This is a genomic window from Butyrivibrio hungatei (assembly GCF_001858005.1).
GTDB classification, from domain to species: Bacteria; Bacillota; Clostridia; order Lachnospirales; family Lachnospiraceae; genus Butyrivibrio; species Butyrivibrio hungatei.
On record NZ_CP017831.1, the window covers coordinates 310,753 to 328,995 of the forward strand.

Annotated in this window: 20 protein-coding genes and 2 pseudogenes; 17 read left to right on the forward strand and 5 right to left on the reverse strand. The window is 41.2% G+C overall.

What is annotated here, in order from left to right:
* The first annotated feature begins 53 nt into the window (after window positions 1-53).
* The 3 genes from bhn_RS01815 to bhn_RS01825 all read left to right on the forward strand — a co-directional run bounded on the left by bhn_RS01815 (window position 54) and on the right by bhn_RS01825 (window position 1,634).
* A complete protein-coding gene (locus bhn_RS01815; RefSeq protein WP_071175088.1) occupies window positions 54-335 on the forward strand; it encodes a Dabb family protein in 282 nt (93 codons plus the stop codon).
* A gap of 147 nt (window positions 336-482) precedes the next feature.
* Window positions 483-1,034 carry an ECF transporter S component gene (locus tag bhn_RS01820; protein WP_071175089.1) on the forward strand — a complete coding sequence of 184 codons (552 nt, stop codon included), beginning with the start codon at window positions 483-485 and terminating at the stop codon, window positions 1,032-1,034.
* A gap of 3 nt (window positions 1,035-1,037) precedes the next feature.
* Complete coding sequence (locus bhn_RS01825) at window positions 1,038-1,634, forward strand: class I SAM-dependent methyltransferase (RefSeq protein ID WP_071175090.1); 597 nt, start codon at window positions 1,038-1,040, stop codon at window positions 1,632-1,634.
* A gap of 64 nt (window positions 1,635-1,698) precedes the next feature.
* On the opposite strand, the gene bhn_RS01830 is transcribed toward bhn_RS01825, so the two are convergent.
* Entirely contained in the window at window positions 1,699-2,571 is an 873-nt protein-coding gene (locus tag bhn_RS01830) for a LysR family transcriptional regulator (RefSeq protein WP_071175091.1), read from the reverse strand.
* A 122-nt stretch (window positions 2,572-2,693) separates the two neighbouring features.
* On the opposite strand from bhn_RS01830, the gene bhn_RS01835 reads away from it, so the two are divergent.
* From bhn_RS01835 to bhn_RS01855, 5 genes and pseudogenes are all read left to right on the forward strand, one after another.
* Complete coding sequence (locus bhn_RS01835) at window positions 2,694-2,909, forward strand: hypothetical protein (protein ID WP_071175092.1); 216 nt, start codon at window positions 2,694-2,696, stop codon at window positions 2,907-2,909.
* A gap of 17 nt (window positions 2,910-2,926) precedes the next feature.
* The gene (locus bhn_RS01840; protein WP_071175093.1) at window positions 2,927-3,928 is read left to right on the forward strand and encodes an alpha/beta hydrolase; all 1,002 of its coding nucleotides are present in this window, start codon (window positions 2,927-2,929) and stop codon (window positions 3,926-3,928) included.
* Between the two features lie 79 nt (window positions 3,929-4,007).
* Window positions 4,008-4,550, forward strand: coding sequence for a flavodoxin family protein (locus bhn_RS01845; protein ID WP_071175094.1), 543 nt, complete (start codon window positions 4,008-4,010; stop codon window positions 4,548-4,550).
* A 12-nt stretch (window positions 4,551-4,562) separates the two neighbouring features.
* Window positions 4,563-5,096, forward strand: coding sequence for a cyclophilin-like fold protein (locus bhn_RS15340; protein WP_083385616.1), 534 nt, complete (start codon window positions 4,563-4,565; stop codon window positions 5,094-5,096).
* Between the two features lie 65 nt (window positions 5,097-5,161).
* A pseudogene (locus bhn_RS01855) lies at window positions 5,162-5,479 on the forward strand (carboxymuconolactone decarboxylase family protein); the annotation flags it as partial.
* Between the two features lie 99 nt (window positions 5,480-5,578).
* On the opposite strand, the gene bhn_RS01860 reads toward bhn_RS01855, so the two are convergent.
* On the reverse strand, window positions 5,579-7,654 hold the full coding sequence (locus bhn_RS01860) for a heavy metal translocating P-type ATPase (RefSeq protein WP_071175096.1): 2,076 nt from the start codon (window positions 7,652-7,654) through the stop codon (window positions 5,579-5,581).
* Window positions 7,655-7,686: 32 nt separating this feature from the next.
* Entirely contained in the window at window positions 7,687-7,983 is a 297-nt protein-coding gene (locus tag bhn_RS01865; protein ID WP_071175097.1) for a DUF6110 family protein, read from the reverse strand.
* A 248-nt stretch (window positions 7,984-8,231) separates the two neighbouring features.
* Here bhn_RS01865 and bhn_RS01870 point away from each other — a divergent pair, with 248 nt between their 5' ends.
* The 4 genes from bhn_RS01870 (at window position 8,232) to bhn_RS16090 (ending at window position 11,171) form a co-directional block, all read left to right on the forward strand.
* On the forward strand, window positions 8,232-9,278 hold the full coding sequence (locus bhn_RS01870; RefSeq protein ID WP_071175098.1) for a DMT family transporter: 1,047 nt from the start codon (window positions 8,232-8,234) through the stop codon (window positions 9,276-9,278).
* A gap of 149 nt (window positions 9,279-9,427) precedes the next feature.
* The gene (locus tag bhn_RS01875; protein WP_071175099.1) at window positions 9,428-10,198 is read left to right on the forward strand and encodes a hypothetical protein; all 771 of its coding nucleotides are present in this window, start codon (window positions 9,428-9,430) and stop codon (window positions 10,196-10,198) included.
* 164 nt (window positions 10,199-10,362) lie between these two features.
* Window positions 10,363-10,839 (forward strand): YbaK/EbsC family protein, encoded by a 477-nt coding sequence (locus tag bhn_RS01880; RefSeq protein WP_071175100.1) that lies wholly within the window; start codon window positions 10,363-10,365, stop codon window positions 10,837-10,839.
* A 185-nt stretch (window positions 10,840-11,024) separates the two neighbouring features.
* Window positions 11,025-11,171 carry an L-2-amino-thiazoline-4-carboxylic acid hydrolase gene (locus bhn_RS16090; protein ID WP_257786649.1) on the forward strand — a complete coding sequence of 49 codons (147 nt, stop codon included), beginning with the start codon at window positions 11,025-11,027 and terminating at the stop codon, window positions 11,169-11,171.
* 13 nt (window positions 11,172-11,184) lie between these two features.
* On the opposite strand, the gene bhn_RS15350 is transcribed toward bhn_RS16090, so the two are convergent.
* Window positions 11,185-11,817, reverse strand: a complete 633-nt coding sequence (locus bhn_RS15350; RefSeq protein ID WP_148661891.1) for a DUF998 domain-containing protein — start codon at window positions 11,815-11,817, stop codon at window positions 11,185-11,187.
* Window positions 11,818-11,819: 2 nt separating this feature from the next.
* On the reverse strand, window positions 11,820-12,428 hold the full coding sequence (locus bhn_RS01890; RefSeq protein ID WP_071175101.1) for a TetR/AcrR family transcriptional regulator: 609 nt from the start codon (window positions 12,426-12,428) through the stop codon (window positions 11,820-11,822).
* Window positions 12,429-12,664: 236 nt separating this feature from the next.
* Between bhn_RS01890 and bhn_RS01895 the strand changes: the two genes are divergently transcribed.
* From bhn_RS01895 to bhn_RS16120, 5 genes and pseudogenes are all read left to right on the forward strand, one after another.
* A complete protein-coding gene (locus tag bhn_RS01895) occupies window positions 12,665-14,002 on the forward strand; it encodes a dicarboxylate/amino acid:cation symporter (protein WP_071175102.1) in 1,338 nt (445 codons plus the stop codon).
* Window positions 14,003-14,109: 107 nt separating this feature from the next.
* On the forward strand, window positions 14,110-15,204 hold the full coding sequence (locus bhn_RS01900; protein WP_161487278.1) for an FIST N-terminal domain-containing protein: 1,095 nt from the start codon (window positions 14,110-14,112) through the stop codon (window positions 15,202-15,204).
* Between the two features lie 18 nt (window positions 15,205-15,222).
* Window positions 15,223-16,194 carry a methyl-accepting chemotaxis protein gene (locus bhn_RS01905; RefSeq protein ID WP_071175103.1) on the forward strand — a complete coding sequence of 324 codons (972 nt, stop codon included), beginning with the start codon at window positions 15,223-15,225 and terminating at the stop codon, window positions 16,192-16,194.
* A gap of 745 nt (window positions 16,195-16,939) precedes the next feature.
* A pseudogene (locus bhn_RS16115) lies at window positions 16,940-17,197 on the forward strand (hypothetical protein); the annotation flags it as partial.
* Between the two features lie 144 nt (window positions 17,198-17,341).
* Window positions 17,342-18,145: a methyl-accepting chemotaxis protein gene (locus bhn_RS16120; protein WP_408608003.1), complete on the forward strand. Its 804-nt coding sequence runs from the start codon at window positions 17,342-17,344 to the stop codon at window positions 18,143-18,145.
* The last annotated feature ends 98 nt before the right edge of the window (window positions 18,146-18,243 follow it).

Below are 18,243 nucleotides of genomic sequence, written 5' to 3' on the forward strand. Positions count from 1 at the left end.
GTTTGTTTTATTTTTGGGGGATAATAGTATTGAGAAAGGGATGTAAAGTAATAATGAAACACTACATAATAGCTAAGTTCAAGGATAGAGATGATACAGAGAAGCTCCTTCCGGAGATTAAAGCTCTTTTCCAAAAGACTCTTAATATAAAGGGCATTGAGAGCGTGATCATTCATAAGTCAAACAGTACCAGGGATAACAGATACAGCATCATGATTGAGATGAATCTGTCTCCTGAGGGACTTGAGAACTTTGACGCGTCTGAGGTCCATAAGGAGTGGAAGGCTACTTATGGCGATAGGCTTGAGAGTAAGGCGATATTTGATTGTGATTGAGGTAAAGTTGTAAAAGGTTTGAAAAATATAACTTCCAGCATAATGTACTAAGGAGAATTTTATAACCCCCCATGGGGCTTGTGGCTGTTTTTTGGTGTTGTTATCATAATAGAAGTTTTGAAAAAAGAAACCAGGGGGTTAAGAAAAATGAAACAACAAAACTTAGTAAAAAATATGGTAACAACTGCGATGTGTATTGCGTTGTGTGTTGTACTGCCGATGGCATTTCACATGATTCCGAATGCCGGATCAGTGATCAGCCCTATGCATATTCCGGTACTTATCTGCGGATTGGTATGCGGATGGCAGTATGGTCTTGTATGTGGACTTGTCGGACCGCTTCTTTCATCGATGCTTACAGGAATGCCACCAATGGCTATTTTGCCTGCAATGATGGTTGAATTGGCTGTTTATGGTATCTGTACAGGCATTATGATAAAACTTGTAAATACAGGAAAAATATATGCGGATCTTTATATAAGCCTAGTTGTAGCCATGCTAGCAGGCAGGGTTATCGGTGGTTTGTCCCGCGCTCTTATCTTTGCAAGAGGTGAGTATTCAATAAAGGTATGGGCTACAAGCTACTTTGTAACAAGCCTTCCAGGAATTATCATTCAGCTTATATTCATTCCTACAATAGTATTTGCTTTGTATAAAGCAGGATTAGCAACAAATAGTACAGTAAAAAAGGCTGCATAACATATGGATATTGTCAGTAAAGAACAGGTAATTGAATTTTTTGATGGACTGGCTGAAAAATGGGATGACTTTGCAAACAATGATGAATCTGTTACGCGTGATATCATCAGAAATCTAGGTCAGCTTGAAGGGAAAAAGGTGCTGGATATTGCCTGTGGAACAGGCTTCATGATTCCGTATTATCTGGAAGCAGGTGCAAAAAAAGTGACCGGAGTAGACATTTCAGTTCAAATGCTGGAAAAGGCCAGGCAAAAGTTCAGAAATCATTCGAAGGTAGATTTTATTAACGGAGATGCGGAGCAGTTTGAGTTTGACGAAAAGTACGACGTATGCGTTATATATAATGCATTTCCTCATTTTCCGTCTCCGGAAGTTCTTTTGCATAATCTGTCAACAGCTTTGGCAGATAACGGGAGTATTTGCATTGCTCATGGAGCCAGCAGAGAGGTTATAGATGGCTGCCACGCAGATGGAGCCTGCCACGTGTCACGGGGACTTCCTTCAGATCAGGAATTTCACGAGCTGCTTGAGAAAGAATTTGTCATTAAGACATTCATCTCAGATGAAAGAATGATAGAACTGATTGGGATAAAAAAGTGACCTTCAAATACTTTAAATACCTTATGTTAATATTACATTAGTCTTGCGAAGATAGTCTTGAAAATTACTTGAAAGTCTTTTTTATCTGCCCCAGAAACTTTTCAGCAATAGGAGTAAAGGCCTGATATTTATTCCATATGAGATATAGTTCTGACTTCAGTTCAGGTGAAAGTGGTCTGAATACCATGTCAGTTCCTTCGGTATTTATCAGATCCTTAAATGTAAGAAGTATTCCAAGGTTTTCTCTTGCAAATACAGAGCCGTTATAAGATAGTCTGAAGGATCCTTCAAGTTTTAGCTCAGGAAATCTTTCTTTAGCCCATGTTTTGATTTCATTGTTCCAGCTTTGCTCAGAGACAAACAGAGGCTGTCCTATCAGGTCAGAGACATGGATGGATTTTTTCTTTGCAAGGGGATGTGATGAAGATATGATTGCTCCCCATACATCAGCTTCCGGAAACTTAACATATTCATATTTATTGCTGTCAGGTGTTTCACACAGTACAGCAAAGTCTAAAATGCCCTTATCAAGCTTTTCAGTAACCTGCTCGGTATCTCCGCTGGTTATGTGATAAGTGAAATTAGGGTATTTTTCTTTTAACTTATAGATCTCTCTGGCAAGGTATCTGATCTGATAGCTCTCAGCCAGTCCCAAATAAATATCTCCACCTGTTATATCATCCAGGGAGTTAAATTCCTGCTCTATTTTATCTGACATAGCCACAAGATCCTGTGCCCGGTCACGCAGAAGCATCCCCTCATCAGTAAGCGAAATACTGAAGCTGTGCCTGACAAACAGCTTCTTTCCAAGTTCTTCTTCTAATGCTTTTAATGTCTTTGAAAGAGTGGGCTGGGAAACGTGGAGCTGCTCAGCAGCTTTTGACATATTTTCTTCCCTGGCAACTGCAAGGAAATATCTGAGATTTTTTATTTCCATGAAATCCTCCTTAAAGCTGACTATTTAAGCGTTATTCCAAAAACGAATATCATGATATTTATTTTATTCATTAGCGAAAATCCGGTCAAGGTTTTAATATGAAAACTGGAAGGAGAAATAAGATGGATACAGTAAAGATTCTTGAAAACCTTTCAGATATGGGCTGTGACGAAAAACAAATATACTTCATGAAGAAAATGTATGAAGAAGGTGATACTGATACGCTTTTACGAGATCTTAGGAAATGCCGTTGTCACCTTATGGATGAGCTTCATGAGAGCCAGAAAAAAGTAGATAACATGGATTTTTTAATAAGACAGATACAAAAAGAAAAATGATTCAGGAGGATGACAAAATGATCAGAAAAGAAGAATTAAACCTTGTAACTGAGTGGGATAAGACATTTAAGAAAAGTGATAAGGTAGACCATAGCAAAGTCACTTTTGCAAACAGATATGGAATCACCCTTGCGGCAGATATGTATGTTCCAAAGAACGCGGAAGGAAAGCTCCCTGCAATTGCTGTAAGTGGACCTTTTGGCGCGGTAAAAGAGCAGTGTTCAGGCCTCTATGCGCAGACAATGGCAGAAAGAGGATTCTTAACAATCGCTTTTGATCCTTCTTTTACAGGAGAGTCCGGAGGAAATGTAAGATACATGGCATCGCCTGACATTAATACGGAAGATTTCATGGCGGCAGTTGATTTCATTTCCTTGAATGAGAAGGTTGATCCTGACAGGATTGGAATCATCGGAATTTGTGGCTGGGGTGGAATGGCTGTAAATACAGCAGCTCTTGATACAAGAATCAAGGCTACAGCTGCTATGACAATGTATGACATGACAAGAGTAAATGCCAAGGGATATTTTGATTCAGAGGACAGTGAAGAAACAAGATATCAGCATAAGGCAGCTATGTGCGCACAGAGATTGGAGGACCTTAAGGCTGGTGAATATAAGCTTGGCGGCGGAGTTGTAGATCCACTTCCGGAGGATGCACCTTTCTTTGTAAAAGATTACTATGATTACTACAAGACCGACAGAGGTTATCACAAGAGAAGTCTTAATTCTAACGGAGGCTGGAATGTGATCGGTTGTGAGTCCTTCGTTAATCAGCCAATCCTTAAGTACAGCAATGAGATCAGAAGTGCAGTGTTACTTGTTCACGGAGAAAAAGCACATTCCTGCTATTTCTCAAAGGATGCATATGCAGATATGATTAAAGACAGCAAGTACGCGGATAGTAAGGAACTTATGATTATCCCTGACGCGGTACATACAGATTTATATGATGGCGGAGATAAGGATTATATTCCTTTTGATAAGCTGGAGAGCTTCTTTAAGGAGAATCTGAAATAATGATAACGGTTGAGGAAATACTGGAATATCTTAATAGAGAATGTTAAACCGATAGAGAAGAAATAAAGGATGGGATGATATGAGTAAAGTGTTAGTGATTTCTACAAGTCTTCGTGCAAAGAGTAATTCCGACATACTTACGGAAAAGCTTATAGAGGGAGCAAAAGCTTCAGGTCATGATGTGGAACATGTAAGCCTGAAAGGGAAAAATATCGGTTTTTGTATAGGCTGTCTTGCCTGTCAGAATACTCAGAGGTGTGTCATTAATGATGATGCTGTCAAGATTGCAGAAAAAGTAAAGAACTCAGACACGTTGGTATTTGCAACTCCAATTTATTACTACGAGATGAGCGGCCAGATGAAGACTCTTTTGGACAGGCTCAATCCTCTGTATCCTTCAGACTATAAGTTCAGGAATGTATATATGCTCTCTGTTGCGGCTGAGGATGAAGAGTTTGTGCCTAAAAAGGCTGAAAGCGGACTCCAGGGATGGGTTGATTGTTTTGAAAAGGCAGAATTCTCCGGCTCCTTATTCTGTGGAGGCATAGGCAATATGGGAGAGGCTTCAAGTAAATCCGAGGAATTAAGTGAAGCTTATGATTTTGGAAAGGCTTTAAAATAAAGGGAATTGTCTATGAAAAAGAGATTGATTAAGATGGCACTCAGTGTGCTCATGATGGTTTGTGTTAGTGCCTGTTCAGGTAATGCGGAAACAGTTGATGAAAATCATGATTCGAGTGCAATATACCGCACAGAAGAAGTTGATAATCAGGCTGCTGAGAATAATACTTCTTTTGATGAAACAGACATTGGAGAAACCACTATGATAATGAAGATCGGTGATACAAAAGTAAATGTGGATTGGGAAGACAACCAGGCTGTAGCAGCACTACGGGATATGGCCAGAGAAGGTGATGTCACAATCCAGATGTCAATGTATGGAGGTTTTGAGCAGGTAGGTTCAATAGGACAGAACTTGCCACGAGATGATAAGCAGACAACAACGACTTCAGGTGACGTTGTACTATACTCCGGAAATCAGATGGTAGTGTTCTATGGTTCTAATAGCTGGTCATATACAAGGCTTGGTCACATATCTGATAAGAATGCGGAAGAAATGACTGATCTTCTGTCTAATGGAGATGTTACTATAACCATTAGCCATTGAGTGCGAGATGAATCACAACTATGAGCTGGGTAGATGGACTTGGATTAGAATAAGGAGAGGTAAGGATGAGCGAGAAAATAGTACAGACAGCTGGAAAAAATCAGCTTGGAGAATTTGCACATGAGTTTGCGCACTTTAATGATGACATTCTCTTTGGAGAAAACTGGAATAATCAGGACATTGATTTAAAAACAAGATGCATGATCACAGTTGTGGCGCTTATGGCGCAGGGTATCACTGACAGCAGCCTTAAGTATCACATTGAAAATGCAAAAAATCACGGTGTATCCCAAAAGGAAATGGCAGCAATCATAACACATGTGGCTTTCTATGCAGGATGGCCAAAAGCGTGGGCAGTGTTTAATCTGGCAAAAGAGGTTTACGGTGAACAACTTCTGGATTGACAGATAAGGAGGTTTGACACAGCTATAAAAAAGACCGGAACAGTAATGCGTATAATTACTGCTCCGGCCTTTTATGTGTCAGTCTTCCAACAGATTCGTCATGCTCTTCATACTAAGAGCAATAGTGGATGCATTGTGAAGAAATGCGGTGGTCGTTGGAGTGAAGATTCCAAGCATACCCATGATGATCAGGAATGAATTGAATCCAATAATGGAATTATAATTCAGGTTGATCCTTCTCATCAGCCCAGTACTTAGATCTCTGAGAGTCAAAAGAACTCCGAGATCATCGGAAGATATAGTTATATCTGCAATCTCTTTTGCAATGGAAGCTCCTGTGCTTACTGCTATTCCGGCATCAGCTTCGGAAAGAGCAGGGGAGTCATTGATACCATCACCGATCATGATTACCTTTCTTCCTGCCTCATGCTCTTTTCTTATGAAGTTAGCCTTGTCTTCAGGAAGGACTTCCGAGAAGTATCCGGTAACGCCGGTTTTTTCCGCAACAGACCTGGCAGTTCTGTCGCTGTCTCCGGTCATCATAACAACATTTTTAAAGCCTGCTTCTTTTAACCTTCTTATTACTGAAGGCGCCTCGTCTCTTAGAGGATCCTCGATAAGTATTACAGCAGCAAGTTCTTCGCCTATAGCCATGTACAGGTGCGAATATTCAGGCGGAAGAGAATCGAATTTCTCAGTAAATCCGCTTGGAACAGTACACTTTTCATCCTCAAAGATATAATGATGACTTCCGATGCACACTTTTTTACCATCTATTGTGCTGGAAATACCATGCGCAACGATATAGGCGGCTCTTGTGTGCTTCTCCTCATGAGTGAGTCCTTTGACTTCTGCAGCCTTTACCACGGCGTTGGCTATGGAGTGAGGGTAGTGCTCTTCAAGGCATGCAGCAAGGCGGAGCATTTCATCTTCGTGGTTGTCTCCAAAAGTAACAACCTTCGCAACTTTAGGTGTGGCATGAGTCAGAGTGCCGGTTTTGTCAAAGACGATCGTCTTTGCTTCGGCTACAGCTTCCATGAACTTTCCGCCTTTTACAGAGATCTTGTAATCACCGGCTTCTCTCATTGCTGAGAGTACAGAAATTGGCATTGCGAGCTTTAACGCGCAGCAGAAATCCACCATAAGTATGGAAGTGGCCTTGGTAGCATTTCTTGTAAACAGCCAGGTAAGAAGTGTCGCTCCAAGAGTGTATGGGACAAGTCTGTCAGCCAGATGCGCTGCCTTTGCCTCTGATTCGGACTTGAGCTTTTCGGATTCCTCTATCATGGCGACAATCCTGTCGTATCGTCCCTGACCCTGAGCCTTCTGCACTGTTATTACAAGTTCACCCTCATCAATAACGGTACCTGCATATACAAGTGACCCTTCGATTTTGTGCACCGGTTCGGATTCACCGGTCATGGCAGCCTGGTTTACAGATGCATCACCACTGCATACAACTCCATCAAGAGGAATCATTGTGCCGGTGCGGACTACGATTCTGTCATTCTCTTTTATGTCGGAGATATTGGCCAGCACTTCCTGACCGTCAGAGGAGAGCGTCCATACCTTGTCTACATTGAGGGACATGGCTCTTGCGAGGTCATCAACGGATTTCTTGTGAGTCCAGTCTTCCATCATTTCGCCCATTTCAAGAAGGAACATCACGTTGCTGGCTGTCGCATGATCACCTCTAAGCAGTGATACTGCGATGCTGGTAGCATCAAGGACAGATACCTCAAGCTTGCCGGAAAGTAGGCACTTAAGTCCCTTGATAATGTAAGGAACAGCCTTCAGGTAAATGATCACTTTTCTTATCGACAACGGGATGATGAAGCTGCGCACAAGTTTTCCTGCAATGTGGAAAAACATCCTGTCTTCGTACTCGATACGAAGATCACGACCGGTATGCTCAGGCACAGCAACATCCGTGCTTTCGCTATACTCGGAAAAAGCCTGTATCAGATCATTCCTGCACGAAGAGTCATAGAAAACTATGGCATTTGATGTTCGCTCATTGACATCAGCTTTTTTTACAAAGGGAAGTGAAGACAGATAATATTGGATTTTATCTGCTTCAAAAGAAGACATATGGCGCACAGCTATGTGTACGCGCATACGTCCCCCATTTTCATGCAATATTTTACAGTTCATAGTATGCCTTTCAAATTAAGCTTACTGATTGCTTATGCATTAGCTGCTTCTGTCTCAGCATTAGCGAGAACAGCCTTTGCATCCTCTATTTCTTTTGCCCTTTCATCAGCATATCTTTTCTCGTTGATCTCTTTAGCATCAGCGCTGATATCCTGACAGTTCTCCTTGATATTTGTATAGGTCTCAAGGCATGCGTCCTTGCATCTGTATGCTGCAGCAGTTACATGTGTGTAGCATTTCTTTGCATCTTTGCTGGAGAGAATCTTAACGCCTGCTGTACCAAGTACAAACCCGCATGCTACCTTTCCTATTGTGCTCCAATTGATCATAAAAAAGCCTCCTAACTATATGATTACAATACGTATTCTTTCGTGTTGTTGCCCTAATTATAAATCAGTAAAAAGAGTGTAGAAGCGGCTAACAAGTGATAATTTTTCTCAATAGCATGTGGATGGCCCATCTGCCTGCTTATGGAAGAGACAGCTGCTCCTTTTCTTTTGCCAATGTGATACAATTGTGTTAGTCATGACTAACTATAATCAAAGAGAAATGGTAATCTGAGGGAGAATGAATCGTTTTGGACTATAAAAAACTGAATGCAATTATATATGCATTACTTGCGGCGCTGTTCTATGCGATAAACATACCATGTTCGAAACTGCTTCTTAACAACGTGTCACCGACATTCATGGCTGCATTTCTTTATCTGGGAGCAGGTCTTGGAGTCGGGATCATGTATATTTTCCATGCAAAGAAAGAATCCACAGAAGAAAGGCTTGGAAGAGAAGACGTACCATATACTTTTGCAATGGTTGTTTTGGATATTATAGCGCCAATCCTGCTGATGATAGGCATAAAACTGGGAACAGCAGCCAACGCATCACTTCTTGGAAATTTTGAGATCGTTGCAACAACGTTGATCGCATTCGGACTCTTCAGAGAGAAAGTATCCACAAGGCTGTGGGGAGCAATATCTCTTATTACAGTGGCAAGTATAATACTTTCATTTTCAGGAGAGGGGAGCTTTTCTTTTTCACTAGGATCGGTGTTTGTCCTTGGGGCAACTGTTTGCTGGGGACTTGAAAATAACTGTACGAGAAAGATATCCGGGAAAAGCACTTATGAAATAGTGACTATAAAAGGAATCGGATCGGGGACAGGATCGTTCATAGTTGCTATGGCACTTGGAGAGAACATCCCGAGGCTTTCATATATAGGAATAATTATGATTCTTGGTTTTGTTGCGTATGAACTCAGTATATTCACGTACATCAGAGCACAGAAGACTTTGGGAGCCGCAAAGACAAGCGCTTATTATGCGGTAGCACCGTTTATTGGCGTGGTAATGTCAGCTGTATTTTTGAAAGAAAGATTTACGATGTTGTTTATAATTGCGCTGATAATAATGATTACAGGGACTGTACTTATTGTCAGGGATACACTGATACATAGCCATAAACATGCTCACACACATCTGATAACGCATACGCATGACGGATCTACACATACGCATGCTATCGAGCATTCCCATGATCACACCCATGTGATCATGGAGGGAAAACATGGGCATACACACAGTGTAGAGGAGTTGGAAACCGCTCTGGGACATAGGGGAGAATTGTAAGATAAATTGGAAGTTAATCTAATCACACCCATAAACATTTAAAGAATATTGCCGATATAAAAGATAGCAACGGAAATGCGTGTCTTTTCAATGGAATGAACATCCTTGGAAGGGCACGTTTTTTCATCCTAAATTATCTGGAGGCAAACATGGGTATAGCAGCGATAGCGAATGATTATTTAACAAGACCATTAAGATCTGCAGCTGGAAAAGAGACAACTCCCGTCATAAGTGAGACTGAAAGCTTTGGACAGAAGCTACAGGCTGAAACTGAGAAAAAATGTCCATACAGCTTTCTGGCGAAGGATGGAGTCATACAGTACAAAGGAGTTACTTTTGTCTGTGATTACAAGCAAAATGCCATAACTCTGGGAAATATGTATGAAAAGGATAAGGTCCTTAAGATTGCCCTTCCTAGTGGTGGGAGCCTTCATGTCAACGTGGACAACATTGATACTCTCGCCAAGGCAGCGAGTATGTTCACTCCAGAGGATCTCAACGCTATAATGCGTGCTATCCATGAGTATAATCATTGCACCAGGAAACGCATGGAGATAGAAGAAGAGAAAGCTGAGACTGTAGAGGAAGCTGCTGCAGAGTCAGAAACTCCTGATGCTGAGAAAGAGTCAGAGGTGGACAATACTGCACTGACAGAGCAGATCAGCGCGTTCAGGATGGAGCTGTACTACAAGCTCATCAATAATGAAACTGAGATCAAAATCCAGATAGGCAGCCAGGAGATGAGCATAAAGGAATGGGATAAGCTCATGGACAACATTGATAAAGAACTTGAGACTATTCACGAAGCACTTCTGGAGAAAGAAGAAAAGCAGTCTGAAAAAGAGCAGGAAGAACAGATCAGAAAGCTTTTTGAAGATAGAAACGCAAATGAAGAAATGACTAATGTTGTTGGCGTATAATTTGTGCCATAAAAAACGTCCCCAAATGTCAACTAAGCATATTTTTTTTACATATAAATCGGAGTTATCGCCCATAATAAATACAGTGTATTAGAAAGAAATTGCAACTTGTACTATCATTTATTTCATACTAGGATCATGATTGCATATGTGAGGTGAATCCGATGATAAATACAAAAGTAAAGAGTTTTCTAGAGGAGAATGGCTTTGGTGACAGGCTTACAGAACATGTTGAGACAATAGACACAGTAGAGCATGCCGCACAGCAGATAGGTTGTACGGAACCTGAGATTGCAAAGACCTTGTCTTTTATTGTGAATGAGAAACCTGTGATCATTGTAATGTCAGGCGATGGAAAAGTGAACAGCTCCAAGTTTAAGTCTTTATTCCATACCAAGCCTCATATGATACCCAGAGAGCAGGTCGTTGACATTACAGGCTTTCAGCCTGGTGGAGTGTGTCCTTTTGCTGTGCCAAAAGATATCCCGATATGGCTTGACGTTTCAATGAAGAGGTTTGAATACGTTCATCCTGCAGGGGGCAATGAATTCACATCAGTTAAGATAGCACCGGATGAACTTGAGAAGGTAGTAGATACTCAAGGCTGGTGTGATGTGTGCAAAGGTTGGGAAGAAGAGTAAAAGTAGAGCTTATATTGAATAACCGGCACTGTGCAGAATAAAAACAATCCCGCAATTTTTGCGTGGATTGTTTTTTTATTGCGCGTATATACTATGTATATACAGTTGTTACAAGAATACGCCAGTTCATTAGGAATTAAAACATAGACGTAATTACTTATCCCAAATTACGCAAAATTTTTTAGATAAAGCTTTTAGACGTAAAGGTACTATTAAAATATATGTGCAGGCTTGATTTTGTAATCGCAGATATTATGGGCATGAAGCTTGTAAGGACAAAGACATTGGCGGAAGGAGCGGATTTGTGTGATTTTCGCTATAGCAGGGGATAAAAGTGTAGAAGAATTAAGACTTTGAGTCCATGAACAAATATGCTCCAAGTACTGCATTGAACCCTACTGCAGCGAAAACGCTGAATCGTTCAACAATCCCAAAGTAGTCTGGCGATACCGCACTCTTGCCGATTGCACCGACAAACATCATAGCAAGTGCGATCGAAGCCCAGATACCAATTCCCTTCATGCCATTCTTTTTAAATCCTGCTACGATCAGTATGGTCAGTGATGAGATGGAAAGTAGCACGACAGCTATCGTAATAACAATATGCATTTTTTCCTGAAAAGTAGATATTTCTTTTCCACTGTCAGTAAGCGGAAACATCCTGTATCCAATCGCCGAGATCCAGTTCATAATGGCAAAAAGATAAATACCCAACCGAAACAGTTTTGTACTGACTTTTTTATCTGATACAAAGATAGAAACACACATCATGCATACCGGACTGCATACATTATATGCCGCCGCTAATTGGTTCCACAGAAGCCGCGATGGTGCCGTTTCAGCAGAAAGATCGCTTACTGCCTGTGCCATCCAGTTATATCCTGGATAAGCCAAAGGAGCAAAGATCACAGCTAAAGCGTAGCTTATTAATGATATAACACCGGTTAGTCCGGACAGGTTGATCAATTTTTTTTTCATCTTCATGCCTCCATTTGCTTACAGAACCACTGTATATATTCTATTATTTCCTTTGGCAGTTCTGCTGCCATATGCACATCACTTTGCCCTGCCGTGATCATATCCATCTGTCTGTCAACGAGAGAATGGACTGTCATGGCGTAGGAAAGTGCTGCTGTATCTACATTCTCATTCTTCATTTTCCCGTGTACTACCAGACCATAGAAGAGATTCTTCGTAAGGGAGATCATCCGGTCGGTCTCATCCAGCATGATCTGAGCCGCAACAGGGGAAATGCTCCGCTCGGAATAAAGAACCTTGAAGAACTTCATCATGTTCTCATCTGAAAGGAAACAAAAGTAAGTAGATATGCTTTCCATCAGTATCTGTGCGAGGCTCTTATCTTCCGGGAAAGCGTCAGCCTGGGATGTAGTACTGGAACCCAATTTTGCCTTTTCCCTAAGAAACGTATACATACTTTTTACAAGTTCTTCTTTGGACTTGAAATGATTGTATAGCGACGGTTTTCTGATTCCGACTTTATCTGCAATCTGAGATAGCGATACGGATTTCAGCCCATATTCAGATGCAAGCTCTAAAGTAGCATAGATTATTTCTTCTCTTCTATTCATTATTCTGTCTCACTTTCGTATGGTAGTCATTATACTACCGACTGTTAGTTTGTCAATAGAAATGTGACAGCATCATTATGAAGGCGTGAATTATGGATATATAGTCCAAACTTATAGCCAACAATAAAGATCATGTATTAGCCAGGATGAGTAAGCTCCATTATGATTATTCTCAACAAGAAACAAAAGAAATGATGGCTTGAGAAATGTTTAATTTATACTGGAGGAGGATCATTATGGAGATCAATGTATTAGAAATTGTAGCACTCATATCGGCACTGGCATTATTTGGAGTTTTGTATTTTCTTAAAAGAAAACATGTGGATTTTGGAATCAGGACACTGATTGCGACAGCCTTTGGTGTGTTATTAGGTCTGATTTTCAAAGAGAATTACAAGTATGTTGCAGCTTTTGGAACAGTGTATGTAAACGCACTTCAGGCATTTGTGGTTCCGCTTTTGTTATTCAGCGTAATAGCAAGTATCACAAATCTTGGAGATCAGGTTAAGCTTCATAAGGTAGGACTTAAATCAGTTCTTTTCCTTCTCCTGAACACTTTTACAGCAGCAGTCATTACTCTTGTAGCAGCTCTTTTACTGGGGCTTGGAAAAGGCTTCCAGTATACTGTAGAAGCAACAGAGGCAAGAGAAGTTCCTACAGCAGTTGAGGCAATTGTAGGTCTTTTCCCAAGGAATCTTATAAATGAATGGGGAAGCAACACCGTTGTACCTATCCTTATATTTGGACTGGTAGTGGCGCTTGCATATAACAAGGCTGTGAGAAAAGATGAATCGGTAAAGCCTTTTAAAGCATTTGTAGATGCGGCAAATACAGTACTCGGCAAGGCAGTAAGTTTCATTGTATCCTTCACACCTTATGCAGTAACAGCGCTTATTTCAAGGGCGGTTGGAAGAAGCAAACTCGAAGATCTTTTACCACTTCTTTCTGTACTCGTGGTTGCATACGTACTTGCAGCAATACAGCTCTTTGGAATTGAGAGCATTCTCATAGCTGCGATCGGAAAGCTTAATCCTGTCACATTCCTTAAGAAAATCGCACCTGCAGGAATCGTAGCATTTACTTCACAGAGTAGCGTTGGTACACTTCCAGTTACAGTCAGCAAATTGAAAGAGGACCTTGGAGTTGATGGAGACGTTGCAGCATTCACAGCAGGACTTGGAGCAAACCTTGGAATGCCAGGATGCGCAGGAATCTGGCCTGTACTTCTTGCAGTATTTACGATCAACCAGCAGGGAATCAGCTACTCAGCAGGACAGTATGTGCTTCTTATAGCACTTACACTTCTCGTTTCAATTGGAACAGTAGGAGTTCCTGGAACAGCAACTATCACAGCAACAGCTCTTTTCACAGCAGCAGGACTTCCAGTTGAGCTTATAGTTCTTTTCTCACCTATCTCATCAATCGTAGATATGGCTAGAACTGCGACAAATGTAGTCGGAGCAGCTACTGCAACAGTTCTGACAGCTGAGACAGAAGGACTTCTTGATCATGAAATATATAATGGCAAGGTGACAGAAAACGTAGCTGAAGCCAAGAAAGTATCAGCAGCTTAAAAGTGAATAGGGTGGTTATAAAAATTTAATAAGCTAAAGAGCGTACGTAATAACGATAATATGCTACTATAAATTGTGTAAGTATCATGTACGAAGGAGGTGCACGAGTGCAAGTTATAGTAGGTAAATCATCAAATTCTAATGCTGAACTGGCTGTAAAAGAGGCAACATCCGGAATTGCTTCTGCAGCAGGTATGTTTTTCCAATGCCCATTCGATATGTTAGAGGAAGTTTCATCCTTACTTTCTGAAAAGTATCCTGATGTCCCTCTGATTGGAACTGGTGGAACATCCTATATTGGATCAGAAGCTACAGATAAAGTCCTGGTAATAGTGGCTTTTGAATCAGGGGCAACTACGAAGGCTGGTGTTTTACGTTATCTTTCTTCATCACCTCTCTTTGATATTATGAATCTTGAAAAGGCACTTAGTGATGTAAGGCCAGGGCAGCAGGATACCGTATGTCTTGAATTTTGCACAAATGATGAAGAGCGACTGGTTACTTCTATGAATGTAGCTCTCGAGAAGTCGAATGTTCCTGTAGTCGGAGGAACTGTTTTTGGTACTCCATCTGGAAAAGTAAGTAAAGTATGCGTAAATGGTGTGCTTTATGAAGATGCATGTGCGTGGATAGTTGTAAAGAATAACACAGGCAAGATCAGGACATATTCGGAAAATATCTACGAAGTTCCTGAGAATGCCAAGACTCATGTAGCTACCAAGGTCAATGCCCAGAAGCGAGAGCTGGTAGCTCTGGATAACAGGCCTGCAGCTGATGTTTATGCAAGTGAGCTGGGCATCTCTAAGAGCAATATCGTTGGAAACGTATTTAAGAATCCTCTTGGAAGAATTGTGGGGGATGACACCTATATCATCTCTCAGTATGAGGTAAGTAGTGACGGAGGTCTTATAAATTACAAAAAAGTCTGTGAGAATGATACCATCTGTATTCTGGAGCTTCAGGATTACAGGGCTATCAATGAGAGCACAAGAGATAAGATAAAATCTGAAAACGGTAGGATCTCCTTTATTTATTCCGTTAACTGTATATATAGACATCTGTTTTTCAATAATGAGAAATACCTGGGCACTTTCCTAAGTGATATGGCAAGAGTTGGCAATCATGTAGGCATTGTAGGAGGCGGCGAGCAGTACAAAAAGCAGCACGTCAATCAGACAATGGTATGTGCAGTGTTTGAATGAAAAATGGAGGGATAATACATGTTTTGGAATAGAAATAACGAAGAACAGTCAGTTCAAAAAGAGTTAAAATCCCCATCAAAGTCGCTGAAAGAGCAGCTTGCACCTCTTAGTGAGATTGGACGTTTTGCGATAGAGCAAAAAAACAAGCTCCAGGAAGAGGAATCTGTGACAATTGAAGGAATAGAGACTATCGAGAACTCTTTTGGCCTTGTTCAGCAGAAGTATGGAAACATCGTAGGAAGTGTTGATAGTTTCCAGAGCCAGTTTAGCTCTATCAGAGAGGTTACAGACCATTTTGACAACATCATAAATGAACTTATGAAAACTGCAGATAATTCCAATGCAGGAATGAAGAAGGTTGATGAGAGTTCAGACTCTGTTTCTGAGACCATAACAACAATGCAGTCGGTATTTGATGAGTTCCAAAAGAGCTTTGATGATATCAAGGACAAAGTTAATCAGATCAATTCCTTTGCATCTCAGACAAATCTTCTTGCTTTAAATGCTTCTATCGAAGCGGCAAGAGCTGGAGAAGCAGGAAAAGGATTTGCAGTTGTTGCAACTGAGGTCAATTCTCTTTCTCAGGAGATAAAAGCACTGGTAAATGAGATTGGAACCAGCATGGCAGAGCTTCTTGAGAATAATAACAGGCTAATGTCTTCCCTTGAGGATACCAGAACAGCTATCGAGCAGTCACATGAGAGGATCACAGAAACGGAAGAAGTGATCAATTCCATCAGAGAGGTTGCTGATAATGTTAGGGAAGAAGGCGAGCAGATGAGCCGCGTCATCAAGAGCTGTGATGATGAGATGGATAACGTTGCCGGAAATATCGAGGAATCAAAAGGATACTTCAGCGATGTGGAGAGAAATGTCAAACAGCTCAAGAACAAGATAACCATGAAGGGATACATGTTTGAGGACATGAACAACGTACTCGAACAGATCTCACCTCTGGTAACCAAGATAGTTGAGGAATCAGGAAAATAAATATTTTAAAGTAAAGCTCACGATCTGTGAGCTTTATTTTTTTGGATTGAAAAACAGACAGGTTTTGTGAATTCTTTGTAAAATATTTTAAAAACAACTTGAATAAAGGACTTTATCGTGGTAAAGTGTTTCCTGTTGCGCGTAAGCGCTGGGTTTGGCATACCTAAAGATCTTATATATTGGCCACTTAGGAGGAAATATTATGAAAAAGTTTTTAGAGTCCATTACCTTTCAAAATCTGTTTGTCTATTCACTCATCCTGGTAGCATTCATAAGCTACGCACTGGTAGTCAACTCATCTATGACGGCTATCGTATCACAAGCAGTTATCGCAAGTACCAACGTATCTGAGGTACAGTCTCAGGAATCAACCCTTAGACAGGATATTATCCACATTTCAGCAGAGATCAACAAGAACCTCGGTCAGTTTAGTGCCGGAACCAAACTGACACAAAGCGACTTTGCAGATTATGATGCATATGTAGCCGACATCGAGACACGCATCAGCTATCTGGAAGGAAGTCTTGTGGCTACCAATACAGCGGAAGGCGCTGAGCAGGTGGCAACACTTCGTGCAGCGTTAACTGAATACGTTGCAGGCGCGGAGGAACTTGAGAAATATATTCTTGGCAATAACCTGGCGGGAGCCATGGGCTACGTATCTACAGGTTATGGAACAAGCCTTGATAATGTGAATTCAGCTCTTTCAGCTGTGGAAGAATCTATCACAGGCCTTGTAGAAGGCATGGATGCATATCTTACAGGTGAAAAGCATAATGCAAATGCCAAGGGAAGTGTGATCCTTGCAATCGTTATCCTGGTGATCATTGCATCATACCTACTGAGCTATTTCAGGATCAACAAAGTTGTCACTGGAATATCAAAAGAAGTAAGGACGATCATTTCTGACATCGACGAAGGAAGGGGTGATCTTACTTCACGAATCCAGACAAGGACTAATACAGAGCTGGCTATGATCTCAGATTCTTTTAACCAGTTCATGGAAACATTACAGGGAGTCATCCGTGACGTGAAGAGCGGAGCAGATGTTCTCACAACATCAAGCGGCAGTGTCCTTAGCAGGATCCAGAACGCTGGAGATAACGTAACTAATACAACAGCAGCAATGGAAGAGCTCTCAGCTTCTATGGAAAGCGTAGCAACAGCAACAAATGAGCTTCAGGAAAGAGTTCAGGTTGTTCGCGAGGCATCAGATGCCATCGATGTTCAGGCCAAAGCCGGTGAAGAAAAAGCTAACGTGATCAAAGAAGAAGCAGATGTCATCAGACAGGAAGCTACAGCCAAGAAAGAAAATACAGGCGTTAAGATGAAGGAACTTTCTGAAGTTCTGGAAGCATCTGTAGCAGAGTCAGAGCAGGTTAATCATATCAGTGAACTTACTAATGAGATCCTTGAGATCGCAAACAAGACAAATCTCCTTGCGCTCAACGCATCAATCGAAGCTGCAAGAGCAGGCGATGCAGGTAAAGGTTTTGCAGTAGTTGCTGATGAGATCAGTAAGCTTGCTGCTAATTCAAAGGAAACAGCAGGTAACATCCAGCAGATTTCTGACATTGTTACAACAGCAGTCAAAACCCTTGCTGATAACGCAATTCAGGTCATCGAGTTCATCAATGAAAACGTACTTGCTGACTATGATGCCTATGTTGAGACAGGTGCCAAGTATGAAAATACAGCACTCCTTATTGAGGAGATGCTCGTTAACTTCTCTTCAGGTGCCAACAAGCTCAATGAAGTTGTGGGCGATATGACAGAGCGTATCAACAGCATTTCATCATCAGTTCAGGAGAGCTCAAATGCGATCAATATGTCTGCTGCATCTTCTACAGAGATCGTTGGTGAGATCCAGGGTATCAACGAAGCTATGGAAAAGAATACAGAAGTAACAAGACAGCTCAACGAGCAGACACAGAAGTTTGAAGTAGTATAAGAATCATAACCTCCACTTACGATCAGAGATGATGCCCCCTAGGTTTATGCCTGGGGGTATTTTTGTTATAGGAGAATGAGTATAATGTACTTATGGCA